We start from the raw sequence: 24,501 nt of genomic DNA, 5'->3' as shown, positions 1-24,501 counted from the left end.
GTCCCCCGATCTTAGACCGGGAGGTTGTCCAACTCTATAGGGAATCAGGCAAAAAACACAAGCATGAGCCGACATAATCAGGCTATATGGCCTACTTATTGGCGATGAGGCAGGCCCTGCGCGACAAATTTGCCCGCCTCTGGACTGGAACCACGTCCTGTGTAATTCTGCGCGCGGGCAAGCAGGAGCAGTCATGATTACATTCGAAAATGTCGGCATGCGGTACGGAATGGGTACCGAAGTCTTGCGCGACATCAGCTTCTCGCTCGACCGTGGATCGTTCCATTTCCTGACCGGTCCGTCGGGTGCGGGCAAGACGACCCTTCTGAAGCTTCTTTATCTCGCGCACCGGCCGTCACGCGGGCTCGTCAATTTTTTTGGCCGCGACCTGGCGACGCTGGAGCGGGAAGCCCTGCCGCGCCTCAGGCGCCGGATCGGCGTCGTGTTCCAGGATTTCCGCCTGCTTGACCACCTGACAGCGTTTGAAAATGTCGCATTGCCGCTGCGTATCCAGGGCGCCAAGAAGGCCCAGGTCGCCGACCATGTCGAGGAACTCCTCAGCTGGGTTGGCCTTGAAGACCGGATGCACGCCCGCCCGGCCACGCTGTCCGGCGGGGAAAAACAGCGCGTCGCCATCGCCCGCGCAGTCATCAACAAGCCCGACCTCCTGGTCGCCGATGAACCGACAGGTAACGTCGACCCCACAATGGCACGGCGGCTGATGCATTTGTTTGTCGAGCTCAATAAAATCGGCACCACCATCGTGGTCGCCACCCACGACGAGGAACTAGTGGAGATGATCGGCGCGCCGATCCTCAGCCTCGACAAGGGCGAACTGAGCCAGATTGAGGGCGGGACACCGTTCGACCCGGGGGAGGACTGAGCCATGTGGGGACGCACGCTTCAATTCCTGCCGAAACAGAACCAGCGCGAAGGGCTGCTGCCCTGGGTGATCGGCGTCATGCTGTTCCTGTGCGCGCTGTCGCTGACCTCCGCGCTCGCGCTTGGCCGTGGCCTTGAACGCTGGAGCGCCGGGCTGACTTCCAACCTCTCCGTCCAGATCGTCGTTGATGAGCCCCACGAACGCCAGCAGCAGACCGACGCCGTCCTCACCATGCTCCGGGCCACGCCGGGGGTGAAGGAAGCCAGCGTGATGGCGACAGAGGACGTGATCGGGCTCCTGAGGCCCTGGCTCGGCGATATGCCGACCGATACCGGCCTGCCCCTGCCGACGCTGATTGAGGTCAAGCTCACCAAGGCCGATGCGGTCAACATCAAGGGCCTGGGCGAACGGCTGCGCGCCACCGCCCCCGGCGCCCGGCTGGATGACCATCAGGCCTGGATGACCCAGATCCTCGACCTTGCCGGTGTTGTCCAGCTTCTGCTGGCCGGGATCGTGGTGATGGTCGTGCTCTGTACCGTCGCCATCGTGATCTTCGGCTGCCGCGCCGGGCTTGCAAGCCACCGGGAAAGCATCGAGATCATGCACCTGATGGGGGCGGAGGATAAAACCATCTCCAAGGCGTTCGACGAACGCTACCTGGGCCACGGGCTCAAGGGTGGACTGTTCGGCGTGCTGATGGCGGGGCTGACGCTTTATGTGCTGATCCGGCTCGCGGCCGAGATGGGCCAAGGGCTTATCCAGGCCGGTCTGCCTGCCGCATCGAGCCTGATGTGGCTGGCGCTTTTGCCGCTGATGTCCGGCCTGATCACCATGGTGACCGCACGTATTACCGTGCGCCGCGCCCTTCTTGAGCTGATGTAGGGACCTTTGATGGCAGGCAGCAAACGAACGCTCAGGCGCTATCTGATCCGACTGCCGCTGTATCTGCTGGTCTTCTGGGCGCTTGGCTTCGGGCTTTATGTCATGCGCCTGCCCCATGTTGACGCCCAGGCTGCCCCACACGCCGATGCCATCATCGTGCTGACAGGCGGCGCCGGGCGGCTGGAAGCGGGCATGGACCTGCTCGCGCGGAAAAGCGCCAAGCGGCTGTTCATTTCCGGCGTGCACCCCTCGGTCGTCCGGTCCGAGCTCAGCAAGCTGACGGGTGCCGACCCGGCGCTGTTCGACTGCTGCGTCGACCTGGGCCGTATTGCACGCAACACGTATGGTAACGCCACGGAATCCCGCACCTGGGTCGAGGCACACGGCTTCCACAGGCTGATCCTGGTAACCGCCGATTACCATATGCCGAGAAGCCTGCTGCTGTTCCGCCACGTGATGCCGGAGGCCGAGGTAATCGCCTTCCCGGTGAACACCGGGCGACCGCTGCATCTTCTCGTCAAGGAATATACCAAATATCTGTTTACCGTGGTCGGGCAGTTGTTGCCGGACCAAGTTTATGAGTATGCCCCATGACCCGCTTTCACGCCCTCCTCGGTTCCGTTCTTCTTGCCGTGCTTCTCTATACCGGGCTTTGGTACACCGCCGGGATGAAGGTGCAGAAAGACATTGTCGCCACCATGGATAGCTGGCGCGACAGTGGCCTGAAGGCGGACCATGGGCGGGTGAAGCTGGAGGGCTTCCCCTACCGGATCATGATCACCATCGACAAACCGCGCGTCGGCACGCGCTCGGGCGGGTTCGGCTTCCGGGCGAACAAGCTGACGCTGGTCAGCCACCTCTGGACCCCCGGTCACTGGATGGCCGAAGCCTGGGGCGTGGAAGCCAACGCCGCGGATGACGCGTGGGAAATGAAAGACGGGTATGTACGCGCAAGCTACCGTACCCACGAAGACGGCCGCCCGATCATCGTGGTCGACAGCTACACAACAGATGACTTCACGCTTGAGAAGGCCCCCGGCCTCGATGCCCCGACCTCGCTGGATGGCTGGCAAGTGTTCCTGCGGCCCGGCACGGTGAAAGACGGCAAGGACAGTGGGCTTTATGGCGCGCGCTTCCTGGACTTCAAAGTCACCGCCCGTAAAGGCGCCGTGCAGTTTGACGCCGAAGGCGGCATTTCAGGCCCGGTCGTCGAGGACTGGACTAGGGACGAGCTGACCGCCTGGACGAACGGCGGCGGCATCATGGAATTCAGCGACCTGAGCCTGAACCTGGACGGCGCCCGCATCAAAGGCAACGGCAGCCTCGCGCTTGATGAAAATTTCAAGCCGCTTGGCAGCATCAGCCTGGAAGTCGCCGGCGGCAAGGCCGCAGCCGCCTACTTCAAGGACACCTTCGGCATGGATACCGGGGACGCCCTGTCCCCGCTTGGCGCCAAGGCGACGCCGATTTCGGTGATGCTGCAAAATGGCGCGGTCATGGTGGACGGCACCGAGGTGATGGCGCTTAAGCCCGTGATCGACTAGGCATCACCAGCGCCAGAAGCGCGAGCACGCAGAAACCGGCACCGGCATAGAAGGTATAATTGGGTCCGAGCTTATCCCAGATAAGCCCGGCCGCGACGCTGGCGGCCAGCATGGCAATCCCGCTCAACAGGTTGAAGAAGCCGAAGGCGGTACCGCGCAGATCCGCCGGCGCGGTGGTTGCCACCATCGCGGCCATCAAGCCCTGGGTCATGCCCATATGCAGCCCCCACAGCGAGACACCGACAAACACCAGCCCCCAGTGCGCGGCCGACGCCAGCACCACATCGGCGGCGATGAGCACGAAGAGACCAAGCATCAGAAGCCGCTCCCGGCTCAGGCGGTCGGACAGCCAGCCGAACGGATAGGCCGACAGGGCATAGACGATATTCATCGCCACCATCACCAGGGGCGCATAGGCGATGGGCAGGCCCTCACCGGTGGCACGCAACAGCAGAAAGGCCTCACTGAAGCGGGCGAGCGCGAAGATGGCGCCGATCACCGCCACGCGCCAGAAGGCCGGGCTGAGCTGCTTGAGGGCGGCCGCCTTCAACGGGTTGGTGCGCTTGCCGTCGCCCGCATGGGGTGGTTCCTTGATGCCGAAGCCCAGGAGGCTGACCGCAAGGAGCGCGGGCGCGAGCGCGACCCAGAAAATCGCCCGGAAATCCCCGGCCCACAGGAGCATGAGCCCGGTCGCCATCAAGGGCCCCAGAAACGCGCCAATGGTATCAAGCGATTGCCGGAGCCCGAAGGCGGCGCCGCGTTTCTCGGGTGGGGTCATATCGGCGATCAGCGCATCCCTGGGCGCGCCGCGGATGCCCTTGCCGACCCGGTCGGCGAGGCGGGCGGCCAGCACCGCCATCGGCGTGCCCGCAAGCGCGAACAGCGGCTTGGTGGCGGCGCTGAGGCCATAGCCCAGAAGCGCCAGCCCCTTGCGGCGCCCGAGATAGTCGCTAAGCGCGCCGGAGAATATCTTGATGATCAGCGCCACCGCCTCAGCCAGCCCTTCGATAAGACCAAGCACCGCCGCGCTCGCGCCCAGGCTGGTCACCAGGAAAAGCGGCAGCAGGCTGTGGATCATCTCGGAGGAGACATCCATCATCAGGCTCACGAACCCAAGCACCCAAATGCCCCGCGGCAGTGTCCGCTTGGGGCTTTGGGGGTCGGGCGCGTCTGTCATGGCCTAGCCTTTGTGGGTACGGCCGAAATCCGGCTCGGCTTCGTCCTGACCGGCATCGATGATGCGGCGGCGGATGTCCCGTGTGCGGGTGAACAGGTCGAAAAGCTGGTCGCCGTCCCCCCAACGGATCGCGCGCTGAAGCGCGGTCAGGTCCTCGCTAAAGCGGCCCAGCATCTCAAGGACCGCATCCTTGTTATTGAGGAACACGTCCCGCCACATGGTCGGGTCACTGGCGGCGATGCGGGTGAAATCCCGGAAGCCGCCCGCGGAATATTTGATCACCTCGGACCGGGTCACGGTCTCAAGGTCGGAGGCGGTACCGACGATATTGTAGGCTATCAGGTGCGGCACGTGGCTGGTAATCGCCAGCACCAGGTCATGGTGCGGCGCGGTCATGATTTCCACCTTGCTGCCGAGCGCGGTCCAGAAAGCGGACAGGCGCTCAAGCGCGGCCGCGTCCACATCGTCGGGCGGGGTGAGGATGCACCAGCGGCTATCGAACAGCGAGGCAAACCCCGCCGCGGGGCCGGACCGTTCCGTCCCCGCCACCGGGTGGCCGGGGATCAGATGCGCATGCGCGGGCAACAGGGGACTGAGCGACTTGAAAACGCTTTCCTTGACCGAGCCCACGTCGGTGACGATAGCCCCGGCCTTGAGGCTGGGCGCGATCGCCGCCCCCACCGATGCCATGGCCCCCACGGGCACGGCGAGCACCACAAGGTCCGCGCCTTCCACCGCCGAAGCGGCATCTGTCATGCAGGCATCGGCAAGCTTGAGCCGCTGCGCTTCGGTGCAGACCTCGATGCTTTCATCCGCCAGCACCAACCGGTCGGCCAGCTGCCCGCGCTGGACCGCGCGCGCAATCGAGGAGCCGATCAAGCCAGCGCCGATGATGGTGATCTGGTCGAAATGGATCTGCTCAGCCATCGGAAGCCTCCCCCGCCTCGGGCGAGCCGTTCATGAAGTCTGTGATCAGCGCAATGACGCCACGGTTCTGCTGCTCGCTGCCGATGGAAATCCGCAGGTGATCCGGCAGCACGGAAAGCGCGCGCACGATATAACCGTTCTTCATCAGATACTCGTTGCACTCCAGCGCCGTGAACGGGCTTTCGGTCGGGAAGCCGACGAGCAGGAAGTTGGCTTCGCTGTGGACGACATCGAGTCCGAGGGCACTCAGCGCCGCCGTCTCCCACGCCCGCCATTCGGCGTTGAAGGCAACCGAAGCCTTCAAGTGGTCCTGGTCCTTCACGGCTGCCACGGCCGCGGCCTGCGCCGGCACGCTGACGTTGAACGGCATCCGCACACGGTTGAGAACATCGATCACCGCCGCAGGGCCATAGCCCCAGCCGACCCTTAGACCCGCCAGCGCATACATTTTGGAGAAGGTCCGCGTCATGATGACGTTCTCGGCGCGTTCCACCAGCGCCGCCCCCGCCTGATAGTCCGCCGCCGTCACGCATTCGGCATAGGCGCCATCCAGCACCAGCAGCACATGCTTCGGCAGGCCCGCGTGCAGGCGCTCGATCTCATTCCACGGCACATAGGTGCCTGTGGGGTTGTTGGGGTTGTCGATAAAGACAAGCTTGGTGCGTTCGGTCACCGCCCCAAGGATACCGTCCACATCCGGCGCCCAGTTCTTGTTGGGGACCGCAATGCCTGTCGCGCCCACGGCTTCCGTCTGCACCGGATAGACCATGAAGCCATACTGGCTGTAGATCACCTCATCCCCCGGCCCGGCGTAGGAGTGAATCAGCAGCGTGAGAATATCGTCCGAACCAGCGCCGCAGATGACACGGCTGACATCCAGGCCATGCACCTCGGCGATCGCGGCACGCAGCTCCGCCGATTCCGCGTCCGGATAGCGGATCATGCCTTCGGTGGCGGCGCGGTAGGCCTCCATGGCCTTCGGGCTCGGGCCATAGACGGACTCGTTCGACGACAGCTTGACCGGATGATGATGGCCATATGCCTTGGATTTACCAGGGACATAGGGCTTCATTTCATCGATCCAGGCGTGTGCCTTCGGCGCCGTCATGGCAGTCTCTCCAACAAAAAGGTTTCAAACGTAAGGAAACCAAGGGTTTCAGGGCAATAGAACTAGCCACAGAGCTCCTTAAAGGCAAAGGAAAGTTTCCTAATCCACTGCGAAAGTTTTACGGGCGTTGACAATAGCCCCCGAGGGAGGCTTTCCTGTCCGCCACTTGAGGCCCGTGCGTGGGCCTGATGGAGCAGAGACGATGACACCCGCGACCGGACAGCGCGCCACCCTTTTCGAGGCCGAGCCCTTAAAGCTCGACAGCGGCGCCCTATTGTCTCCGGTCAATGTCGGGTTCGAGACCTACGGCACGCTGAACGCGGAACGCTCCAACGCCATCCTCATCTGCCATGCGCTGACCGGCGACCAATTCGTGGCAAGCGACCACCCGATCACCGGCAAGCCCGGCTGGTGGACCCGCCTCGTCGGCCCCGGCAAGCTGATCGATACCGATAAATATTTCGTCGTCTGCTCCAACGTGCTGGGGAGCTGTTTGGGCACCACGGGGCCGAGCGAGACCAACCCGGCGACCGGCAAGCCTTACGGCATTGATTTCCCAGTCATCACCATCCGCGACATGGTGCGCGTGCAGGCCGCCCTGCTGGACCATCTGGGCGTCGAGACGCTGATGGCGATCATCGGCGGCTCCATGGGTGGGATGCAGGTGCTGGAATGGCTGGCCACTTACCCCGAACGGCTGCATAGCGCCGTGGCGCTGGCCACCGCCGCGCGCCACACGGCCCAGAATATCGCCTTCCATGAGGTCGGCCGCCAGTCGGTGATGGCGGACCCGGGCTGGCGCGAAGGCCGCTATTACGACCATGATTCCAAGCCGGACAAGGGCCTGTCGGTCGCGCGCATGACCGCGCATATCACCTACCTGTCCGAAGATGCGCTGACGCAGAAATTCGGCCGTAACCTGCAAGCGCGCGAGGCCGTCACCTTCGGCTTCGACGCCGACTTCCAGGTGGAAAGCTACCTGCGCCATCAGGGCAGCACCTTCGTCGACCGGTTTGACGCCAATTCATACCTCTATATCACCCGGGCGATGGACTATCTCGATATCGCCGGGCGGCATGATGGCCGTCTGGCCGACGCCTTCAAGGGCGCTTCGCACGTGCGCTGCTGCGTGATCAGCTTTACCTCCGACTGGCTGTACCCGACGGCGGAGAACAAGCGCATCGTCCATGCGCTCAATGCCGCAGGCGTGCCCGTGAGCTTCGCCGAGATCGAGGCACCGCACGGGCATGATTCCTTCCTCCTCGACGTACCGGAGATGGACCATATGCTGAGGGGCTTCATGACCGCCGCAGCCCGGACACGGGGGCTGGCGCCATGACCATGACCAACCTCCGCCCCGACCTGAAACTGATCGCAAACATGATCGAACCGGGCAGCCGCGTGCTGGACGTCGGCTGCGGTGACGGCGAACTGCTGGAATGGCTGGGCGCCAACCGGGATGTGGACGGCCGCGGCATCGAAATCAGCCAGTCCGGCGTGAACGAATGCGTCGCCAAGGGCCTGTTCGTGGTGCAGGGTGACGCCGATAATGACCTGGCCGAATACCCGGACCAGTGCTTCGACTATGTGATCCTGTCGAAAACCCTGCAGGCGGTTTACCACCCGCGCGAGGTGCTGTTATCGCTGCTGCGGATCGGCAGAAAAGCGGTGGTGACCATTCCGAACTTCGGCCAGTGGAAAGTGCGGTCCAGCCTGATGTTCCGCGGCCGGATGCCGGTGACCAAGGCCCTGGAGAAAACCTGGTACAACACGGATAACATCCATTTCTGTACCATCCTCGACCTTTTCGACCTCATCGAAGCCGAAGGCATCACGGTGAAGGAATTCGTGCCCCACAGCGCCGACGGCACCCGCCTGCAAATGAGCCGCGGCCGCGCCAACTGGTTCGCCGATCAGGCGCTGTTTCTTCTGGAAAAATAAAGAGATAAGACTGACCTAACCCCATGGATGCTGAAACCAGTTCAGCATGACGGAAGGGGGTATGCTGCAGACGTTGCTTCTCGTCGTCACCCTGAACTTGTTTCAGGGTCCATGCTATGCTGTTCAGAGCGACGGCAGTTCTTTGGAAACGACGACACCGTCGGCGTCGGCAATGATCCAGTCACCGGGGTGAATGGTCACGCCGCCGATGGCGATTTCCACATTCACGTCACCTCGGCCCAGCTTTTCGCTTTTGCGCGGGCAACTGCCCAGCGCCTTGATGCCGACATCTTCGACCGACAGCTCATGCCGGTCCCGCACGCGGCCATAGACCACAAGCCCGGCCCAGCCGTTCCCCGCGGCAAGGGCGGCGAGGTTACCGCCCACCAGCGCCGCGCGGTCGCTCGCGCCACCATCCACGATAAGCACCCGGCCTTCGCCCTCGGTCTCGAGGAGCGCGCGCACCTTGGTGTTGTCATCAAGCGTTTGAAGAGTAACGGCGGGGCCCGCAAAATCGCTGACCCCGCCGAAGTCCTGAAAATCCACCGGCAAAACCGCCACTTTCTTGCCGAGCGCGTCGCAAACATCGGCAGTTGCAAGGGCAGGCGCGACTATCTTGCCAAGCGGCATCAGTTCTAGTCCTGCTTATGGATGATCGGTACCAGCATATCGCCCCAGGCACCTTGTTCATTATGATAGCGCGAGGCGCGCATCAATTCAACCGTGACGCCTTTGCCCACGGCGGCAATGACAGCATCGTTCAGGCGGTGGAGCGCATTCGCTACCTGACGGATCGCCATTTCCTTGCTCTCGTCCATCGTCGTTTCTTCGGTGGGCTTAGTCGTCATTATCGTCTCCAAAATACCAAGGGGCTGTTTGATAATTTTATAACCAAAACAATAGTGTTTACGCAACAATAATACAAGGGTTGCAGAGGTGACTTTTTACCGCAGGACACGAAAAAATGGCCGCACCGGGCAGGCTCGCCGTCAGGAACCGGTCAGTACCGGCATGATCCGGGCGCGTTTCTCCGCCTTCGGTACAGCACCATACACCTGCTTGCGGGCACACACGATCAGCGCGCCCCCGAGGTTGCGGCCGAGCGCATGGATCGTCCGTTCGGTCATGCGCATCAGCCGGGGCATCCCGGGCAGGCCGAAAGGCGGCAGCATCAGCGCCGTGTCCCAGCCTTCGGGCGGCAGCATCTGTTCGTCCATCAGCTCATAAAGCTGGCCTTTCGAATAGGGCCTGCCGTGGCCGAACGGCGTGGCGTCGACCGCCGACCAGGTGCGGCGCCGGTTCGGCACTACTGCGATCACCTGGCCCCCCGGCGCCAGCACGCGCCAGACTTCCCTGAGCAGGTTGGCCGGGCGGTTGGCGTGTTCAAGCGCATGGATGAGGAGGAACCGGTCCACCGACGAATCGGCCAGTGGCAGGTTATATTCCTCCACGAGCGCGGTGCTGCTTCCCATCGCCTGCGGCCAGTGGCACACACCCTGCTGCGCCGGCATGAAAGCGAGGTAGCGGGAGGCCTGGTCACCTTCCGCCTCCTTGACCTTATCGAGATAAGGCAACGCGAAGCCGAAGCCGATGGTCTGCTGACCGGTACCCGGCAGCCACATGCGGCTGAGGCGCGCACCGATGGCGTCCGCCACCCCGCGGCCAAGCGGGGTTTGGTAGAACCGGTAAAGACCAAGAACATCAGGCCGCATTCATGAGCCCTCCCTTAAAAGCCATGCATGGAGCGGTGCCCACAGCCCGCTTTCCGCCTTGCTGCCGACCAGCATCCCCACATGGCCCGCGCCGGGGGCATGGCTTTCGGCGTTTTTCAGATGCTTGAGGATACCAAAAGCACTCGCTTGCGGCACCAGCCGGTCCTCGGTCGGGCCCGCGACCCACACCGGGCATGTAATATCCGCCGGATTCACCGTGCGGCCATCCACCTGCCATTCGATCCGCCCCGGCTTGTTGTTCCGGTACCAGCCGACCAGGCATTCCTCCGCCACCGGGCGGGCCAGCGGTGCGCCCGTGTTGGCCCAGGTTTCCATGGCGACGAAAAACTCGGCGGCCTCACTGGTTTTATCCATGGCGGCGAAGCGGCGGAATTTGCGGCTGGATAGCGAGGGGTCGACACTGGTGAAAAAGCTTTGAAGCGCATCGACCGGCAGCGGCATTGTCTCCGGCAGGCGGGTCATGAATTCGGCCAGCATCGGCGCATATTTGCGGCCCGCGTGCGGCAGGCTGTCGGCGAAATCCCACGGCGTGGCCAGAAGCGCGAGGCGGCTGATGTGCCCGCCTGCGCGGGCGGCGAGCGCGAGCGCCAGCGTGCCGCCCATGCAGTTGCCGATCACCGGCACCGGCGCGCCCGCAATTCCCGCCACATGCCTGAGGAACGGCACCAGCCGCTCCATCACATAAGCACCGGTCTCGAAGCCCTGCTCCGCCGCACCGGGTTCCCCCCAATTGACGATGAAGGGCCGGAAGCCCCGCGCCTTCAGGTATGCCGCCAGGCTGCGGCCGGGCTTGAGGTCGAGGATATAATAGGGGTTGATGAGACTGGGGATCATCAGAAGGGGCTGACCGTCCCCGCCGTAATCCAACAGCTCGGCCCCGCCGAGCCTGAGCGCCACACTCGCCTGCGTCTCCGGCCGGGTATAAGGGTGGGTCAGATAGGCGTTGATACCGCGGAGAAAGGCCTGTGCCCGCGCGCCGGCCCCGGTCTCAACCGCGGCCTGCAAAGCCGCCTGCGCTGTGTCATCGAGCCCGGCAAACGCGTCTGCGAGGGCCGCCGCTTCCGCCGCCACCGCGGGATGCCAGAAACCGTTCTTGGTGCCCAGGCGCGCCAGCCCGCCGGGCGCGGTTTGCCACAGCGTCAGGCTGTTTTGCAGATGCAGCGCCATCGGGCGCGGCCCCCGGATCGCCGACGGCTTCAGATGCGGGCGCGGTTCAGTCATGGCCGCCCCCTGTTTGAATGTGATCCTTCAGAAGATCAGCCAGGTCTTCCGGCGTAAGCAGGTCACGCTCGGCCGCCCAGGCGCGGACATTGTCCTGCCACAGGTCCAGGAAGCGTTCCGCCAACGCTGTCATGTCTTCGGTGTCGGTCATGCGCACCTCACTGTGCAAACGCACAATTTTCCTTGCGGCAGCGCATCAAATACCATTTAATCACCTGCAATTCATAGGTTTTGAGCTGTATGGCGTTTCTCTCGCACCAGCACAATCTGCCACCAATAAGCCCGTAAGCGGGCCAAAAAGGGACGGACCATGGCGCGCAAAAAACGTGAACCCGGCGAGCCGATCGTCATCAAGAAATACGCCAACAGGCGTCTCTATAATACCGAGACGTCAGGCTATGTCACGCTCGATCACCTTGCCACCATGATCAAGGACGGCGAGGACTTTGTCGTCCGCGATGCCAAGACCGGTGAAGACCTGACCCACGCCGTGCTGACGCAGATCATCTTCGAGAAGGAAACCAAGGAAAGCAACATGCTGCCGCTTTCCTTCCTGCGCCAGCTGATCAGCTTTTATGGTGACGGCCTGCAGGCGATGGTGCCGGGCTATCTGCAAAGCGCCATGGAAGTTTTGACCCGCAATCAGGCCGACCTGCGCGCCGCACTCGAGGAAGGCTCGGACACCGGCAATTTCATGCCGCTTTTCGAGGAAATCGCCCGCCAGAACCTGGCGCTTTTCGAACAATCGATGCAGCTGTTCGCCATGGGAAAACGGCCGGAAGAACCGGCCCCTGAAAGCAAGACGGCCACCACCGACGACACTGCCAAAGAGCAGGAGATCGACGAGCTCAAAGCCCAGCTAGCCGCCCTCAAGGACAAGGTGGACGCGCTGTCGCGCTAGTCTATAGGAGCAGTCCGGGGAACAGGAAACATGGCTCTGAACCCCTTTTCCCCTTCGGGCGAAAAATGGACGATCCTGGTTTTCTTGTCTACCCGTGCCCAACCAAGCCCCGCAAACCGGCTGAGTAGCGCGCGTCCAAGTTTCCCCGCCAAATGAGACCGCCGCGCGCTCCAGTCCAAACATTCGCGACACAAGGGCGAACGGATTCTGGCCAAACCATCCAGGTCGACCCCAAAGTCGGCAACAAACGCTGCTCCTGCCGGGGAGAGACAAAGCTCATCACCCCGAAATTCCAGATATTTCCGGTCCATGAGGCTTTCGAAAACCTGCACACCCATATCGCCAGCAAGATGGTTGTAACAAACCCGCGCGGTCCGGAGCGCCAGGTCTTTCGGGCCGGTTCGCGTTCTCAGATGCCCGGCACCGGCAGCTAGCCCCATCAGACTCTCCAGCACGGCGGCCACGCCACTGTCCGCCAGGGAGAAATATTTGTGTCGCCCCTGACGGCGCAGGCGGAGAAGCCCTCCGTCCTGCAACTTGGCCAGATGAGAGCTGGCCGTCTGCAGAGTAACGCCCGCTTCGGCCGCAAGCTCTGTCGCTGTTAGCGCCTTGCCGTTCATGAGGGCGGTCAGCATGTTCGCACGCGCCGGGTCACCAATCAGCGCGGCGATATAGGCAATATCTGGTCCTTCTTTCATAGTTCGACCTTAATCGAAGCATTTGAAACAATCAAACCGGTAGAGTGAGCATGATCAATCAACTATCGGAGACACTTACCATGCTCACCTGCGTTATTCGCTATCACATCGACCCGACGAAGAAGGATGACTTCAATCAATATGCCCGCAACTGGGGGGAGGCGATTCCCCGCTGCGGCGCGGACCTTATCGGCTATTTCGCGCCCCATGAGGGCTCCAGCACCCTTGCTTATGGCATCTATAATGTCGAAAGTCTCGCCGCCTATGAAGCTTACCGCGCCCGCCTTGCCGAGGACCCGCTCGGCCGCGAAAACTATGAGTTTGCGCTCAGGGAAAAGTTCCTGCTGCGCGAGGACAGAACCTTCCTGAAGCTGGTATCAGCCCCTCATGGAACGCCGCGATGATTGCTGTCCTATTCGCAGTCGAGCTCGCACAGGGCCGCAAGGAGGATTATCTCAGGATTGCCGCCGAGCTTAAGGCACAGCTAGACACCCTGGACGGTTTCCTGTCGGTCGAACGGTTCCAGAGCCTGAGCACTCCCTCCAAGCTACTCTCTCTGTCATTTTTCGAGAATGAAGCGGCCGTGCAGGCATGGCGCAACATCGCCGAGCACAGACAGGCCCAGGCTGCCGGGCGACTGGGTATTTTCACGGACTACCGGCTGAGGATTGCTTCCATTATCCGAGACTATGGCATGCATGACCGGGCCGGCGCCCCGGAAGACAGCAAAGACGCCCACCCCTGAAGCTACGCGGCCCTGGGCCTGCTGTCGCTTCAGGGCCGCACCAGATGACAATCCATCGGCTCAAGCAGCCCGATCACAATGTGTTGCTCTAGGGATGACTGCCGCACTGTGCTAGGTGTTGCGCTCAGTAATTTTCCGGAACCGCCATGCCTGTCATCCTGTTGACCATCTTCATCGACCTGCTCGGGTTCGGCCTGATCATCCCGATCCTGCCGTTCCTGACGCTCAAGTATGGCGGGGATGCGTTCGACGGCACGGTGCTGATGTCGGTCTATTCTTTCGCGGCCTTTGCCGCCGGGCCCGTGTGGGGACGCTTGTCCGACCGGTTCGGCAGGCGGCCCGCCCTCATCGCCGCCCTCCTTGGCTCCATGCTTTCCTATATCGCGCTGGCGCTGGCGGACAGTCTGGCCACGCTGTTTGTCGCCCGTGCCCTGTCCGGGCTGATGGCCGGGAACATCGGCATCGTGATGGCGATCGCCGCCGACCTCAGCGACGAACAGAACCGGGGCAAGACCATGGGCCGGATCGGTGCCATGTTCGGGCTTGGCTTCGCCTTCGGCCCCTTCGTCGGCGGCCTGCTTGGTGGTGTCGGCGATGAGGTCAATATCCTGCTGCCCGGCCTGGCCGCGGCCGCGCTGTCGTTCCTCGCCACGTCCCTCGCTTATTATTTCGTCCCCGAAACAAATCCCAAACCCACGGGAGACACGGCCGATGAGCCGGAGGCCGAAGCCCCACATTGGTCGAGCGTGCTGAAGGCCCCCGGGCGGATCACGCTCTTTTCCATATTCGTGGTGACGGCGATCACGCAAAGCACCGGCTTCTCCATCACCCCCTTCTGGACCCAGGCGGTGTTGGGCTGGAGCGAAAGCGACGTCGGTTTTCTCTATGCCGGGGTTGGCGCGCTGATCGTGGTGATCCAGTGGCTGCTGATCGGCCCCTTGTTCCAGCGGATCGGCGAAGCCCGCGCGCTCGCCTGTGGGGCTGCGGTGCATGTGGCTGGTTGCCTGATCCTGCTCCTGGCACCCGGCACGGTCCTGACCGCGCTGATCGCCTTTCCGATGATCCTGACCGGCCTTTCCCTGTCCTTCCCCGCGCTCAACAGTCTTTTGTCCAAGAAGACCGACCGGCGGCTGCAGGGTACGGCGCTTGGCCTGTCGAACGGCTTGTCAGCCCTCGGCCGGGTGATCGGCCCTATCTGCGCCGGGCTGTTGTTCGCCGCGGCCACGCCGGAGCGACCCTTCGTCATGGTCTGCGCAGGGGGAATTTGCGTGCTGGTCTGGAGCGTGCTGGAAGCCCGTAAAAGCCGGCCTCAGCCAGCCGGTGCCGCGCACTGATCCTTGAGGGCCGACAGCCATTTGGCCATGTCACGGCTGTTGGCGCGCATCGCCACATTGAAGGCATCCATCACATCGTCATCGCTGGGCCCTTTGACAGACGGTGTCTGCACGAAGGTGTGCTGGCCGATGAAATGCCCGTCCCGCAGCCGGATGAGCGACAGTTCGATGGTGACATCGACAGCATCGTCCTCGCCTTTCTGACCCGGCACGAAATCGAAGCTCCAGACCTTCATGCCCAGGCGGCAGTCCACCTTGACATCGAGGCTGCCTTCTCCGATCGCCCGCGTCTTTGCCTCATCGGAGAGCGAGCGGGTCAGATAGTCCCGGACCAGCGTGGTCAGCCCCGTCACCCAGCGCGCGTTCGCAAGCGTGGAGCGTTTGTGGGCCCCGAGCCGCACAGCGATCTTCTGGCCGGAGAGACCTTCGGCCACGTGGGGTTCATCGAAATAGAGGAGCGGCCCTTCCTTGAGTTCCGGCCCGAACGCCCCATCGTAATTGAGCGTATAGACATCGGCTGCGGGGCCATTGCTCCCGAAGGAGATCAAGGGACCACAGCCCCCCAGCAGCATCGCGGCGGCAACTGTCAGCCCGATGGCCCGGCCGGGTTTCGAAAAAATCGGCATCATTTGCCTTTCTCCTTCTTCTCGGAACGGGTCTTCAAATCATACTGGGGCTGAGGCGTGCCGAAGATGGCAGCCCCCGGGTTCTGTTCGATCCGCTTCGACAGGCGGGACAGGTTCCGCGCCGTTGCGCGCAAGTCGATAATCATCCGCGTAATTTCCGGCAGGCTGGAGCCGATAAAATCGGTGACATTGTCGCTGTTGGCGGCGACAAGCGCATCGATCCGCCCGATGGCCTGCTGGGCGCTTTGCAGCGTCTTGACCGCTTCTGCCACCATCTGCTTGCCGTCGTCATCGATCAGCGCGTTGCCGCTATCCGCCAGCTTGCTCAGCTTGTCGGCCGTGGTGCTGGCCTTGTTGATCAGCGTCCGGGTGTCGGCGACCAGCTTGTCCAGGTCCTCTGTACCGTTGGCGAGGTTGGCGCTCAGCTTATCGGTATTCTTCAGGATATGGCCGACGTGGGAGAGGTTCTTGTCGTCCAGCAGTTTCTGGATCTGCACCACCGCCTCGATCGCCTCATTGACGAGGTTCGGCGCGTTTGTGAAGACCTCCATGATCGGCGACAGTTCGGACGGAATAACCGCGCGTTCCTGGTCCCCCACTGGCTTGATCGGCTGACCGCCCGGCGGGCCGCCGTTGATTTCGATATAAGCGACACCGGTCAGGCCCTGGAAATCAAGCCGCGCCTTTGCGCCTTCGGTCACCGGCACTTCTGAGCGCAGGCGCACCTGCACGCGCACCTTTTGCGGGTCATTGGGCGCGAGGCCGATATCCCGCACATCGCCCACCGGAATACCGAGATAATAGACGACGCTGCGCTTATAAAGCCCCGAAACCGTGCCGTGGAAATAGATGTCATAGTCGGTGTATTCGGCGTCCAGATCGACCTTGGCGATCCAGACCGCGAAGGCGATAAGGCCTGCGAGGAACGTAAGCACAAAGCCGCCGACCATGATGTATGATGCGCGTGTTTCCATGCCGTTCAGTCCCTAATTATGCCTGCACCGCGTGCCCGCGGGCCTTTGAAATATTCCTGCACCCACGGGTGGTCATAGTCCACCACGTCTTTAAGCGGCGCGCAAACAAGTATCTTGCCGTCACCGAGCACGGCAACACGGTCGCACACTGTCACCAGCGTGTCGAGGTCGTGTGTCACCAGAAAGACCGTCAGCCCAAGCGAGCGGCTGAGCTCCCTGACCAGTTTATCGAATGCGGCGGCGCCGATCGGGTCAAGCCCCGCGGTCGGTTCATCGAGGAACAGCACACTGGGGTCGAGCGAGAGCGAGCGGGCGAGCGCGGCGCGTTTGCGCATCCCGCCCGAAAGGTCCGCCGGGAACTTGCACGCAGCTTCCAGTTCAAGCCCGGCCATGCTGAGCTTTGAAAGCGCCAGGTCGTCCATCAGGTCCTGGGTCATGTGGAAATGTTCGCGCAAGGGCACCTGGATATTCTGGGCCACGGTCAGCGAGGTAAAGAGCGCACCATCCTGGAACAGCACGCCCCATTCGCGGCGGGCCGCACGGGCTTCCTCACCGGTCAGGAGCGACTGGTTCTTGCCGTTGATCTCGATCTCGCCCTCGACCGGTCTGAGAAGCCCGATGATGGCTTTGAGGAGCACCGACTTACCGGTGCCCGACCCGCCGACGACGCCGAGGATCTCCCCAGGGCGGACGTCAAGGTCCAACCCGTCGTGCACCACATGGTCACCGAACGCGGTTTTGAGCCCGCGCACACTGATGATCGGTGCCGCGTCTTCCGTTTTCGCCGTATCCGGGGCTGTATCCATGGGCGTGCTCATAGGTCGATCGCCGTGAAGAAGACGGAGAAGAGCGCATCAAGCGCGATCACCAGGAAGATGGCCTGCACCACGCTTTTGGTCGTGCGGGAGCCGAGTGCGTCAGCGCTGCCTTCCACCTGCAGGCCCTGGTAGCAGCCGCAGGTGGCGATAACCGCGGCAAAGAAAGGCGCCTTGATGATACCGACCCAATAATGGTCGATGGAAATGACATCGCGGAAATAGACGAAGAAGTTGGCGGGCGTGATATCGAGCTGCACCCACGCCATCAAGGCACCGCCGATAATGCCGATGAGATCGGCATAGAAGGTCAGGAGCGGCAGGCAAATGACCAGCGCGATCAGCCGCGGCAGCACCAGAACGTCGATGGGGTTCATACCCAGGGTCATCATGGCATCGACTTCTTCGTGCAGCTTCATCGACCCGATCTGGGCGGTGAAGGCACTGCCGGACCGGCCCGCGATGATGATGGCCGTAAGCAAGATGCCCAACTCCCTGAGGTGCGCAATGCCGAGCATGTCGATCACGAAAATATCGGCACCGAACTTGGCCAGCTGGATCGCGCCCTGGTTCACCATCACCGCGCCGATCAGGAAGGAAATGAGCCCGACAATACCCATGGCCCGCAAGCCCACCACATCCATCTGGTGCAGAATAGGGATAAGCCTAAGGCGCCCGGGGTTCAGAAGCGAGCCGATAAGCCGGATAAGCACAAGCCCGAGGAAACTGAGCAGCCGCCCGAGCGAGCTGATGGAATCCATCGTCGCGGCCCCCGCCTGCATGAGCGGCACCAGGTACCAGGTCATGTGCTCGGGTTCGGTCGACACTTCAGGCGGCGCAGAGCTGATGACTTCCAGCAAGGTTTTATGGGCGCCCTGAACGCCGGTCAGCACCGCGTGCCCGGCTTTTTCGATCTCCTCCGCATAGCGGCGGATGAGGACGGCGCCGGTGGTGTCGAGCGCGCCGATTTCAGAACAGTCGAGCACGGCGCCTTCCTCGCAGGCGGCAACGGTGGCCGCCATGTCGCAGTCGATGGCAACGGCATGATCGATCGTCCAGTCGCCGACAAGACGGACCATCGCGGCCGGGGCACCACGTTCCACCGCTATATGAGCGCTTTCGAACAATATTTCGGGCACCCGTTTTCCACCTTCTGTCTACCGGTTCGACTTTCAGCAAGCATGGGCCTTGTCCCAGGCGCAACCCGCTGAAAGGATTAGCATTAACCCTTGCCGAAATTGCCGCGCGGCACAACCCCCAATGATAAGAACGCACGTCCGGCCAGGCTGGTTCGCGGCGGGGGATCGCCGCCCCACTGGGCCACAGTTCAGTTGTGTTCACGCCATGGAGCCATTATCCTGCGCGCACAGAACAATGACAAAGGACGGGACCTTGCGCGCAGACGCCTCAACCACTTTCCGCACGCTTTATCCTTCGGTCGAACCCTATTCGAGCGAACGGCTGCCGGTTTCAGGCGGGCACGAAATATATATCGAACAGTCAGGCAACCCGGACGGGCTTCCCGCCGTGTTCGTCCATGGCGGCCCGGGTGGGGGCACCAGCCCGATCCAGCGGCGTTTCTTCAACCCGGATAAATACCGCATCATCCTTTTCGACCAGCGCGGCTGCGGCCGCAGCAGGCCCCATGCCAGCCTGGAGAATAATACCAGCGCGGACCTTATCGAGGATATGGAGGCGATTCGCCGCCATCTGGACATCGACAAATGGCAGCTTTTCGGCGGCTCCTGGGGCAGCACCCTGTCGCTTCTGTACGCTGAAAAATACCCGGAACGGGTCCACAGCCTGATCCTGCGCGGTATTTTCCTCATGCGCCAACAAGAGCTTAACTGGTTTTACCAGGGCGGGACACGCTCGGTATTCCCGGAAGCGTGGGACAGGTTCGCGGGCATGGTACCGCATGAAGAACAGGACGATTTGATCGGCGCTTACTACAAGCGGCTGACTGACCCTGCGCATGAGCGCGACCGGCTGGCCTTCGCCAAGGAATGGAGCCTGTGGGAAGGATCAACCGTGACGCTGGTGCCGGACGAGGAACAGCGGGCCCATTCGGTCGACCCGGTGTTCGCGCTGGCGTTCGCCCGTATCGAGGCACACTATTTCATCAACAAGGGCTTCCTGGAATCGGATGACCAGATCCTGAGGGACGCCAAGAAGTTAGACGGCATACCGACCACGATCATCCAGGGCCGGTACGACGCTATCTGCCCACCGGTTTCAGCGTGGGAGCTTGCCTGCGAAATGCCGTGGGCAAAGCTGAAGATCGTGCCGGTAGCGGGTCATTCGGCGTTCGAACCGGCGATCCAGCATGAGCTGATCTGCGCGACCGACGCCGCCTGAGCCCCAGCGCTGAAAACGGGGCCTTAGCGCCCCGCCATCACCTCGGCCGCCGCCGCGACAATCACATCACCGAGGACGTCCAGCTCCTCCGCGTTCATCCGGGGCGGCAGGCGCAGGTCGCAGGAGCGCATCAGAAGCGCGCGCGTTTTCGGAAGCTCCGCCTGTTCAGGCAGGAATTTCCAGTTCCAGAAGGCGCGGGCATTGTCCGCCGACAGGCCGAAGACGTCGAGCTTGACGCCGCGCGCAGCGGCGCGGGCGATAAAGTCCCGCACCTGATCATCGTGCTCGAACCCCACAAGCCCGAACTGGATCGAATCCGGCGCGCGATGTTCGTGCGGGAGCGCGCGCGGGACATCGAACCAGGGCGCGCGGGAAAGGATCGCCGCGACCTGGCCATACCGGGCCCGCCCTTCCGCCACCCGGCGCGGAATTTCCGCGACCTGCGGCAGCACCACCGCGGCCGACAGATTGTTCATGCGCATATTGTAATGCGGCAGGCGGTTCTGCCAGTAAGCGAAACGGTCGCTGACCACCGGATGCTTGGTCCAGTTATGTTCATAGGCGCCCGACAGCAGGATAGTTTGCGCGATGATGTCCTCATCGGCGGTCACCAAAATCCCGCCTTCCCCGGCGTTCAGAAGCTTGTGGGACTGGAAGGAGAAGCAGCCGACCCGGCCCACGAGCCCGCTTTGCCGGCCACGCCAGGTGGCGCCGAGCGCATGGGCGGCGTCTTCGATGAGCGGCACGCCACGGGCATCGCACGCCGCCTTGATGGCGTCCATGTCCGAGATATGGCCGCGCATATGGCTGATCAGCACCGCGTCGATACTGTCATCGAACTTGCGGGTGAAATCGTCAAGATCGAGCCGGAGGTCCGGGCCGGTTTCCACAAGCACCGGCACGCAGTCCGCATGGATAACGGCGGAGGGCACGGCGGCGAAGGTAAAGGCCGGGATGATCACCCGCGCCCCGGGCTCCAACCCCAAGGCCTTCAGGCTGAGGAACAGCGCCGATGAGCAGCTGTTGACCGCAAGCGCAAACGGCGCGCCGACGGCTTCGGCGAACGTGCGTTCGAGCCGCGTGACCGGGGAGTCGCCTTCCACGCCGTAGCGGAACAGCTCACCACTTTCGAAAAGCGCGTCCACATCCGCCCGCGCCGCAGCCGGGAGCGGTTCGGTCATCTGGTGCTTCGCGGGCGCCGCCTGGTCACCCATCTGCCCATCCATCTGGGCTTTTGGTGCTTTGGTTTCCATGTTCATAGCTTTTGATACCCGCATTGCCTGAAGAAATCGCAAACATCGTCGGTCAGGAAGCCCTGCCCGGTTGCGAACTGCGGCAGGTCGAAGCCGCCACCCGTGTTGATTTCGATAAGAACCGGCCCGTCGTCCGTGATGGCGATATCCATTGACTGGTACCTGAGCGGCGCGAACACGGCGGAACAGTTTTCCGCCAGCGTCAGAACCTCCTGCCAGTGCGGCAGGGTCTGACCGATCAGCGCCACGTCCTTGCCCGGATAGACCGTATGGTCGTCGGTGCCGAACGGCTGGCGGGTCCGCGCCTTCAGGATTTCCCCAGTGGCGGGGTCGAGCGCGCAGGCCATATTGCCCGAACGCCAGAAGGAATCGGCGACATTGTCATCCGTCGGCAGCTTGAGGACCGCGAACGGCACATGAATGCCGTCCTCGCGTGCGAGGATACACAGCCGGACCGTCGCCAGGTTCGCGGTGAATTGGCCGAAGAAGCCATGGTTCGTCTCCACCGACTGGAGGAGGTAGGCCTTGTCCCCGATGAAGTCCCCGACGAAGCTGTCAAAATCCATCCAGCCTTCACCGCTGATGTTCACCCGGTCCCCGTCCGTGCCCAGAATGGAGAAGGCGCCGAAGCTGGCGATACCGCGGTTTTCCTTGCAGAAGACCGGCTTGTCGCCGTTCGCGGCCAGGAAATCCTTGAAATCCGCCGCGCCCGAAAGCTTGCGCGTGCCAGGATAGGCCCGGCCCGTGCGGTCAAACACCGCCAGCGTTTCCGGTACCCGGACGGGCGAGTCCTTGAGCGTGTGGTAGCAAAGCCATTTGTCTTCGGTCGCGGCCTGCCAGGTCATGTCACAGCAGATATGGGTGATCGGCCAATGCAGAAGGTTGGAGATGAAGCGCCCGCGCGCCTCATCGGAAAGTTCAGGGTCATAGACCCGGTAGCCGACATATTCCGACAGCGGCAGCTTGCCGCGCCCGCGGTTGAGCTTGCGCCATTCCATGATCAGCGACATGAGGCCGCGACCGCTTTGTTTGGCGGCATATTGCAGAAATTCCAGGTCGCCCGGTTTCTTCTTGCTATAGAGGGCCTGATCCCGTGAAACAGCGTCCGTTGTGGACATTCTTATCTCCTTTCCCGCCCCTTGGAACTGGTGCCTTGGGGGCAGGTGTCCGGGCTACAAACCGCACGCCAGCCTATTTCGAGAAGCCGGTTCGCTGCGGTTGTTGTCCGAAGTCGTTGCCTGATAGGGCATTTTAGGCAGAGGAACGGTAAACGGGGCCTTAATGCTAAAATTGTATCGAAATTAGCGGTGAGGCCCGCCCCTCCTGCGACAAATCACCATTTGGCAGCGACCTTTGCCCCTGCTAAGGAAAAAGGGTCCATGGATAGATCCCTCGATAGGAGAGTTGTATGCTGCGCCTGACGAAACTGTTCCTGATCGGCTTCATGAGCCTCGGCCTTCTGGCGCCGCAGGTATCCTCCGCCGAAGCGCACGCAGGGCCCGGCGCCACGCACAGCATCACCATCGGCCAGCCATGGGCGCGCCAGACCGGCAACCGCACCATGTCAGCCGCGGTTTACCTCAGCATCCATAACGGGACCGAGATCGCCGACACGGTAACCGATGTTTCGACCCCACTTGCCAAAATGGCGCAGGTTCACCGCTCATATGAAAAAGACGGCATCATGCATATGGACCATGTGCCCAACCTGCCGATCGCCCCGGGCGAAACGCTGACCTTCAGCCCTGGCGGCTACCACATCATGATGATGCACCTGACCAAGCCGCTCAAGGAAGGCGACGTTTTCCCGATGACGCTGCATTTCACCCATGCGGGCGACGTGCAGATTTATGTCGAGGTCACCGGGATCGCGGGGCCGAAGAAATAAGCCACAACGGGCCTTAGCCACCCCAGCCTGAGAGTTCCGTCCTGACGACGGAGGCCAGCATATCCATGCCCGCGTCCGTATCATTGAGGCACGGGATATAATGGAAGTGGGTGCCGCCATGTTCCATGAAGGTTTCCCGCAATCCCATATCCACTTCCTCCAGCGTTTCCACGCAGTCGGCACTGAAAGCAGGCGCGAGGATGGCGATCTTCTTCACACCATCACGGGCGAGCTGTTCCACCATCTTGTCGCTATAGGGGCCGACCCATTCGGCGGGCCCGACGCGGGACTGGAAGCAGGTGACGAAGCTTTCGTCATCGAGGCCGAGCCGTTCCTTGAGCATCCGGCTCGTGGCCATGCACTGGCACGGGTACGGGTCGCCCTTGTCCCAATAGGCTTTCGGGATCGAATGGTAGGAGGCGAGGATTTTCTCCGGCTGCCAATCGAGCGTGGCGAGCGAGGCTTTCACCGACGCCGCCAGCGTATCGGCATAGACTGCCTTGTCATAGTAAGGCGGTACCGTGCGAATGGCAGGCTGCCAGCGCATGTGCGTCAGCACCTCGAACGCCTTGTCATGCGCGCTCGCGGTCGTCGAGGCGCTATATTGCGGGTAAAGCGCGAACAGGAGGATACGGTCGCAGCCGTCTTCCTTCATCCGTGTGAGCCGCTCCTCAACCGACGGCGTGCCGTAACGGAAGGCCCAATCGACCTTCACATCCCCGCCCAGAATCCCCTGAAGCTTCTCAGCCTGCGCGCGCGCATAGCCCCGAAGCGGCGATTCGTTCCGCTCCCGGTCCCAGATTTTGGCATAGGCCTTCGCCGCCTTGCCGGGCCGGAACGTGAGGATGGGGCCATACAGAATGGGCAGCCACAAGGGCCGCGGCACCTCAATCACCCGCGGGTCTGACAGGAACTCAGCCAGATAGCGCCTGAGCGCGCCATAGGTGGGCGCGTCGGGCGTCCCGAGGCTGAGAAGCAGCACACCGGTCTTGCCATGATTCACGGGCGGATGGGTGTCAGTCATGGTATCTCCATCTTTGGCGCTTGGCATTGGCGCTTGGTCCTGCTGATAGCATCATTCGCGCAGGAGTGAAATTCCCGAGATGCCGAACCCCTGATACGACGATATTTGGCTATTGGATCAAAACCATGTTAAGGTTGCTTATATGCAACTAACAAGAGCACATGTGTGATAAACAATATTGATGACAGTCAGCGGTTACAGGGCGAGCTTGATCAGGCGATTGAGAAGGCGCTCGACAACCGGCAGATGTCCCTCCTCGGTGCCTTGTATCGTATCCAGGGCAGCACACATGGCTGGTGCAGCGATGACAACTGCGGCCTGTGCCCGCTGGCGGAACGCCGCTGTACCGATGAGCTGGAAGGCCGCCTCAAGGAAATCGTCGAAGCCCACCACCGGGAGAAAGCAGCCGAGGCGAAGCCGAAACGCACGGCACGGCGTGCACAGCCCTATCCCTATCTGCCCCGTTAAA

29 protein-coding genes are annotated in these 24,501 nt (G+C 62.3%); 13 read left to right on the top strand and 16 right to left on the bottom strand.

Features of this window, described 5'->3' with window-relative positions; genetic code table 11:
• Positions 1 to 193: 193 nt before the first annotated feature.
• The 4 genes from ftsE to K6118_RS04880 are packed head-to-tail and all read left to right on the top strand — an operon-like array spanning position 194 to position 3,309.
• Positions 194 to 883 carry a cell division ATP-binding protein FtsE gene (gene ftsE / locus K6118_RS04895; RefSeq protein WP_247119101.1) on the top strand — a complete coding sequence of 230 codons (690 nt, stop codon included), beginning with the start codon at positions 194 to 196 and terminating at the stop codon, positions 881 to 883.
• Between the two features lie 3 nt (positions 884 to 886).
• The gene (locus tag K6118_RS04890) at positions 887 to 1,765 is read left to right on the top strand and encodes a cell division protein FtsX (protein ID WP_247119100.1); all 879 of its coding nucleotides are present in this window, start codon (positions 887 to 889) and stop codon (positions 1,763 to 1,765) included.
• Between the two features lie 9 nt (positions 1,766 to 1,774).
• A complete protein-coding gene (locus K6118_RS04885; protein ID WP_247119099.1) occupies positions 1,775 to 2,359 on the top strand; it encodes a YdcF family protein in 585 nt (194 codons plus the stop codon).
• Positions 2,356 to 3,309: a DUF2125 domain-containing protein gene (locus tag K6118_RS04880; RefSeq protein WP_247119098.1), complete on the top strand. Its 954-nt coding sequence runs from the start codon at positions 2,356 to 2,358 to the stop codon at positions 3,307 to 3,309. The genes K6118_RS04885 and K6118_RS04880 overlap by 4 nt, the downstream gene beginning before the upstream one ends.
• Here the strand turns inward: K6118_RS04880 and K6118_RS04875 are convergent.
• The 3 genes from K6118_RS04875 to hisC are packed head-to-tail and all read right to left on the bottom strand — an operon-like array spanning position 3,290 to position 6,521.
• The gene (locus K6118_RS04875; RefSeq protein ID WP_247119097.1) at positions 3,290 to 4,486 is read right to left on the bottom strand and encodes an MFS transporter; all 1,197 of its coding nucleotides are present in this window, start codon (positions 4,484 to 4,486) and stop codon (positions 3,290 to 3,292) included. The two genes, K6118_RS04880 and K6118_RS04875, sit on opposite strands and share 20 nt — an antisense overlap.
• A gap of 3 nt (positions 4,487 to 4,489) precedes the next feature.
• Complete coding sequence (locus K6118_RS04870) at positions 4,490 to 5,413, bottom strand: prephenate/arogenate dehydrogenase family protein (protein WP_247119096.1); 924 nt, start codon at positions 5,411 to 5,413, stop codon at positions 4,490 to 4,492.
• Complete coding sequence (gene hisC, locus K6118_RS04865; protein ID WP_247119095.1) at positions 5,406 to 6,521, bottom strand: histidinol-phosphate transaminase; 1,116 nt, start codon at positions 6,519 to 6,521, stop codon at positions 5,406 to 5,408. The genes K6118_RS04870 and hisC overlap by 8 nt, the downstream gene beginning before the upstream one ends.
• Before the next feature lie 202 nt (positions 6,522 to 6,723).
• Here hisC and metX point away from each other — a divergent pair, with 202 nt between their 5' ends.
• Together metX and metW are read left to right on the top strand one after the other, a co-directional pair.
• Positions 6,724 to 7,860, top strand: a complete 1,137-nt coding sequence (metX, locus tag K6118_RS04860) for a homoserine O-acetyltransferase MetX (protein ID WP_247119094.1) — start codon at positions 6,724 to 6,726, stop codon at positions 7,858 to 7,860.
• 2 nt (positions 7,861 to 7,862) lie between these two features.
• Entirely contained in the window at positions 7,863 to 8,462 is a 600-nt protein-coding gene (gene metW, locus K6118_RS04855) for a methionine biosynthesis protein MetW (RefSeq protein WP_343269911.1), read from the top strand.
• A gap of 123 nt (positions 8,463 to 8,585) precedes the next feature.
• Here the strand turns inward: metW and rraA are convergent, their stop codons facing one another.
• The 5 genes from rraA to K6118_RS04830 all read right to left on the bottom strand — a co-directional run bounded on the left by rraA (position 8,586) and on the right by K6118_RS04830 (position 11,567).
• Complete coding sequence (gene rraA / locus K6118_RS04850) at positions 8,586 to 9,092, bottom strand: ribonuclease E activity regulator RraA (RefSeq protein WP_247119092.1); 507 nt, start codon at positions 9,090 to 9,092, stop codon at positions 8,586 to 8,588.
• A gap of 5 nt (positions 9,093 to 9,097) precedes the next feature.
• Complete coding sequence (locus K6118_RS04845) at positions 9,098 to 9,310, bottom strand: SMc00767 family acetate metabolism repressor (protein ID WP_247119091.1); 213 nt, start codon at positions 9,308 to 9,310, stop codon at positions 9,098 to 9,100.
• A gap of 141 nt (positions 9,311 to 9,451) precedes the next feature.
• On the bottom strand, positions 9,452 to 10,174 hold the full coding sequence (locus tag K6118_RS04840) for a class I SAM-dependent methyltransferase (protein ID WP_247119090.1): 723 nt from the start codon (positions 10,172 to 10,174) through the stop codon (positions 9,452 to 9,454).
• A complete protein-coding gene (locus tag K6118_RS04835; RefSeq protein ID WP_247119089.1) occupies positions 10,175 to 11,416 on the bottom strand; it encodes an alpha/beta fold hydrolase in 1,242 nt (413 codons plus the stop codon). It abuts the gene before it with no gap.
• Positions 11,409 to 11,567: a hypothetical protein gene (locus K6118_RS04830; RefSeq protein WP_247119088.1), complete on the bottom strand. Its 159-nt coding sequence runs from the start codon at positions 11,565 to 11,567 to the stop codon at positions 11,409 to 11,411. The genes K6118_RS04835 and K6118_RS04830 overlap by 8 nt, the downstream gene beginning before the upstream one ends.
• A gap of 159 nt (positions 11,568 to 11,726) precedes the next feature.
• Between K6118_RS04830 and phaR the strand changes: the two genes are divergently transcribed.
• Positions 11,727 to 12,317, top strand: a complete 591-nt coding sequence (gene phaR / locus K6118_RS04825) for a polyhydroxyalkanoate synthesis repressor PhaR (protein WP_247119087.1) — start codon at positions 11,727 to 11,729, stop codon at positions 12,315 to 12,317.
• Here the strand turns inward: phaR and K6118_RS04820 are convergent.
• Positions 12,314 to 13,015, bottom strand: coding sequence for an ArsR/SmtB family transcription factor (locus tag K6118_RS04820; RefSeq protein ID WP_247119086.1), 702 nt, complete (start codon positions 13,013 to 13,015; stop codon positions 12,314 to 12,316). The two genes, phaR and K6118_RS04820, sit on opposite strands and share 4 nt — an antisense overlap.
• An 80-nt stretch (positions 13,016 to 13,095) precedes the next feature.
• Here K6118_RS04820 and K6118_RS04815 point away from each other — a divergent pair, with 80 nt between their 5' ends.
• From K6118_RS04815 to K6118_RS04805, 3 genes are all read left to right on the top strand, one after another.
• Positions 13,096 to 13,419 (top strand): NIPSNAP family protein, encoded by a 324-nt coding sequence (locus tag K6118_RS04815; protein WP_343269910.1) that lies wholly within the window; start codon positions 13,096 to 13,098, stop codon positions 13,417 to 13,419.
• Complete coding sequence (locus tag K6118_RS04810; protein ID WP_247119084.1) at positions 13,416 to 13,760, top strand: antibiotic biosynthesis monooxygenase family protein; 345 nt, start codon at positions 13,416 to 13,418, stop codon at positions 13,758 to 13,760. Before K6118_RS04815 ends, K6118_RS04810 begins: the two co-directional genes overlap by 4 nt.
• A 146-nt stretch (positions 13,761 to 13,906) precedes the next feature.
• A complete protein-coding gene (locus tag K6118_RS04805) occupies positions 13,907 to 15,094 on the top strand; it encodes an MFS transporter (protein ID WP_247119083.1) in 1,188 nt (395 codons plus the stop codon).
• On the opposite strand, the gene K6118_RS04800 is transcribed toward K6118_RS04805, so the two are convergent.
• The 4 genes from K6118_RS04800 to K6118_RS04785 are packed head-to-tail and all read right to left on the bottom strand — an operon-like array spanning position 15,070 to position 18,648.
• Positions 15,070 to 15,723 carry an ABC-type transport auxiliary lipoprotein family protein gene (locus tag K6118_RS04800; RefSeq protein WP_247119082.1) on the bottom strand — a complete coding sequence of 218 codons (654 nt, stop codon included), beginning with the start codon at positions 15,721 to 15,723 and terminating at the stop codon, positions 15,070 to 15,072. The genes K6118_RS04805 and K6118_RS04800 overlap by 25 nt on opposite strands.
• Complete coding sequence (locus K6118_RS04795) at positions 15,720 to 16,694, bottom strand: MlaD family protein (protein WP_247119081.1); 975 nt, start codon at positions 16,692 to 16,694, stop codon at positions 15,720 to 15,722. The genes K6118_RS04800 and K6118_RS04795 overlap by 4 nt, the downstream gene beginning before the upstream one ends.
• A 5-nt stretch (positions 16,695 to 16,699) precedes the next feature.
• Positions 16,700 to 17,512 carry an ABC transporter ATP-binding protein gene (locus K6118_RS04790; protein ID WP_425531537.1) on the bottom strand — a complete coding sequence of 271 codons (813 nt, stop codon included), beginning with the start codon at positions 17,510 to 17,512 and terminating at the stop codon, positions 16,700 to 16,702.
• Complete coding sequence (locus K6118_RS04785) at positions 17,509 to 18,648, bottom strand: MlaE family lipid ABC transporter permease subunit (protein ID WP_247119079.1); 1,140 nt, start codon at positions 18,646 to 18,648, stop codon at positions 17,509 to 17,511. The genes K6118_RS04790 and K6118_RS04785 overlap by 4 nt, the downstream gene beginning before the upstream one ends.
• 235 nt (positions 18,649 to 18,883) lie before the next feature.
• On the opposite strand from K6118_RS04785, the gene pip reads away from it, so the two are divergent.
• Positions 18,884 to 19,867 (top strand): prolyl aminopeptidase, encoded by a 984-nt coding sequence (pip, locus tag K6118_RS04780; protein ID WP_425531536.1) that lies wholly within the window; start codon positions 18,884 to 18,886, stop codon positions 19,865 to 19,867.
• Between the two features lie 23 nt (positions 19,868 to 19,890).
• On the opposite strand, the gene K6118_RS04775 is transcribed toward pip, so the two are convergent.
• Positions 19,891 to 21,081, bottom strand: a complete 1,191-nt coding sequence (locus K6118_RS04775; RefSeq protein ID WP_425531541.1) for a DegT/DnrJ/EryC1/StrS family aminotransferase — start codon at positions 21,079 to 21,081, stop codon at positions 19,891 to 19,893.
• Between the two features lie 41 nt (positions 21,082 to 21,122).
• Positions 21,123 to 22,238, bottom strand: coding sequence for a sugar-transfer associated ATP-grasp domain-containing protein (locus tag K6118_RS04770; RefSeq protein WP_247119076.1), 1,116 nt, complete (start codon positions 22,236 to 22,238; stop codon positions 21,123 to 21,125).
• Positions 22,239 to 22,528: 290 nt separating this feature from the next.
• On the opposite strand from K6118_RS04770, the gene K6118_RS04765 reads away from it, so the two are divergent.
• The gene (locus tag K6118_RS04765) at positions 22,529 to 23,008 is read left to right on the top strand and encodes a copper chaperone PCu(A)C (RefSeq protein ID WP_247119075.1); all 480 of its coding nucleotides are present in this window, start codon (positions 22,529 to 22,531) and stop codon (positions 23,006 to 23,008) included.
• A 13-nt stretch (positions 23,009 to 23,021) separates the two neighbouring features.
• On the opposite strand, the gene hemH is transcribed toward K6118_RS04765, so the two are convergent.
• Positions 23,022 to 24,032, bottom strand: a complete 1,011-nt coding sequence (gene hemH / locus K6118_RS04760; RefSeq protein WP_247119074.1) for a ferrochelatase — start codon at positions 24,030 to 24,032, stop codon at positions 23,022 to 23,024.
• A 165-nt stretch (positions 24,033 to 24,197) separates the two neighbouring features.
• Between hemH and K6118_RS04755 the strand changes: the two genes are divergently transcribed.
• Complete coding sequence (locus tag K6118_RS04755) at positions 24,198 to 24,500, top strand: hypothetical protein (protein ID WP_247119073.1); 303 nt, start codon at positions 24,198 to 24,200, stop codon at positions 24,498 to 24,500.
• The last annotated feature ends 1 nt before the right edge of the window (position 24,501 follow it).

The organism is Kordiimonas marina, assembly GCF_023006325.1.
GTDB classification, from domain to species: domain Bacteria; phylum Pseudomonadota; class Alphaproteobacteria; order Sphingomonadales; family Kordiimonadaceae; genus Kordiimonas; species Kordiimonas marina.
This window is presented reverse-complemented; position numbering and strand designations above follow the sequence as displayed.

What these genes read in the sequence shown, in the direction of transcription:
- ftsE (WP_247119101.1), top strand. Translation starts at nt 194, where the DNA reads ATGATTACATTCGAAAATGTCGGCATGCGGTACGGAATGGGTACCGAA.
- K6118_RS04890 (WP_247119100.1), top strand. Translation starts at nt 887, where the DNA reads ATGTGGGGACGCACGCTTCAATTCCTGCCGAAACAGAACCAGCGCGAA.
- K6118_RS04885 (WP_247119099.1), top strand. Translation starts at nt 1,775, where the DNA reads ATGGCAGGCAGCAAACGAACGCTCAGGCGCTATCTGATCCGACTGCCG.
- K6118_RS04880 (WP_247119098.1), top strand. Translation starts at nt 2,356, where the DNA reads ATGACCCGCTTTCACGCCCTCCTCGGTTCCGTTCTTCTTGCCGTGCTT.
- K6118_RS04875 (WP_247119097.1), bottom strand. Translation starts at nt 4,486, where the DNA reads ATGACAGACGCGCCCGACCCCCAAAGCCCCAAGCGGACACTGCCGCGG.
- K6118_RS04870 (WP_247119096.1), bottom strand. Translation starts at nt 5,413, where the DNA reads ATGGCTGAGCAGATCCATTTCGACCAGATCACCATCATCGGCGCTGGC.
- hisC (WP_247119095.1), bottom strand. Translation starts at nt 6,521, where the DNA reads ATGACGGCGCCGAAGGCACACGCCTGGATCGATGAAATGAAGCCCTAT.
- metX (WP_247119094.1), top strand. Translation starts at nt 6,724, where the DNA reads ATGACACCCGCGACCGGACAGCGCGCCACCCTTTTCGAGGCCGAGCCC.
- metW (WP_343269911.1), top strand. Translation starts at nt 7,863, where the DNA reads ATGACCAACCTCCGCCCCGACCTGAAACTGATCGCAAACATGATCGAA.
- rraA (WP_247119092.1), bottom strand. Translation starts at nt 9,092, where the DNA reads ATGCCGCTTGGCAAGATAGTCGCGCCTGCCCTTGCAACTGCCGATGTT.
- K6118_RS04845 (WP_247119091.1), bottom strand. Translation starts at nt 9,310, where the DNA reads ATGACGACTAAGCCCACCGAAGAAACGACGATGGACGAGAGCAAGGAA.
- K6118_RS04840 (WP_247119090.1), bottom strand. Translation starts at nt 10,174, where the DNA reads ATGCGGCCTGATGTTCTTGGTCTTTACCGGTTCTACCAAACCCCGCTT.
- K6118_RS04835 (WP_247119089.1), bottom strand. Translation starts at nt 11,416, where the DNA reads ATGACTGAACCGCGCCCGCATCTGAAGCCGTCGGCGATCCGGGGGCCG.
- K6118_RS04830 (WP_247119088.1), bottom strand. Translation starts at nt 11,567, where the DNA reads ATGACCGACACCGAAGACATGACAGCGTTGGCGGAACGCTTCCTGGAC.
- phaR (WP_247119087.1), top strand. Translation starts at nt 11,727, where the DNA reads ATGGCGCGCAAAAAACGTGAACCCGGCGAGCCGATCGTCATCAAGAAA.
- K6118_RS04820 (WP_247119086.1), bottom strand. Translation starts at nt 13,015, where the DNA reads ATGAAAGAAGGACCAGATATTGCCTATATCGCCGCGCTGATTGGTGAC.
- K6118_RS04815 (WP_343269910.1), top strand. Translation starts at nt 13,096, where the DNA reads ATGCTCACCTGCGTTATTCGCTATCACATCGACCCGACGAAGAAGGAT.
- K6118_RS04810 (WP_247119084.1), top strand. Translation starts at nt 13,416, where the DNA reads ATGATTGCTGTCCTATTCGCAGTCGAGCTCGCACAGGGCCGCAAGGAG.
- K6118_RS04805 (WP_247119083.1), top strand. Translation starts at nt 13,907, where the DNA reads ATGCCTGTCATCCTGTTGACCATCTTCATCGACCTGCTCGGGTTCGGC.
- K6118_RS04800 (WP_247119082.1), bottom strand. Translation starts at nt 15,723, where the DNA reads ATGATGCCGATTTTTTCGAAACCCGGCCGGGCCATCGGGCTGACAGTT.
- K6118_RS04795 (WP_247119081.1), bottom strand. Translation starts at nt 16,694, where the DNA reads ATGGAAACACGCGCATCATACATCATGGTCGGCGGCTTTGTGCTTACG.
- K6118_RS04790 (WP_425531537.1), bottom strand. Translation starts at nt 17,512, where the DNA reads ATGAGCACGCCCATGGATACAGCCCCGGATACGGCGAAAACGGAAGAC.
- pip (WP_425531536.1), top strand. Translation starts at nt 18,884, where the DNA reads ATGACAAAGGACGGGACCTTGCGCGCAGACGCCTCAACCACTTTCCGC.
- K6118_RS04775 (WP_425531541.1), bottom strand. Translation starts at nt 21,081, where the DNA reads ATGGGTGACCAGGCGGCGCCCGCGAAGCACCAGATGACCGAACCGCTC.
- K6118_RS04770 (WP_247119076.1), bottom strand. Translation starts at nt 22,238, where the DNA reads ATGTCCACAACGGACGCTGTTTCACGGGATCAGGCCCTCTATAGCAAG.
- K6118_RS04765 (WP_247119075.1), top strand. Translation starts at nt 22,529, where the DNA reads ATGCTGCGCCTGACGAAACTGTTCCTGATCGGCTTCATGAGCCTCGGC.
- hemH (WP_247119074.1), bottom strand. Translation starts at nt 24,032, where the DNA reads ATGACTGACACCCATCCGCCCGTGAATCATGGCAAGACCGGTGTGCTG.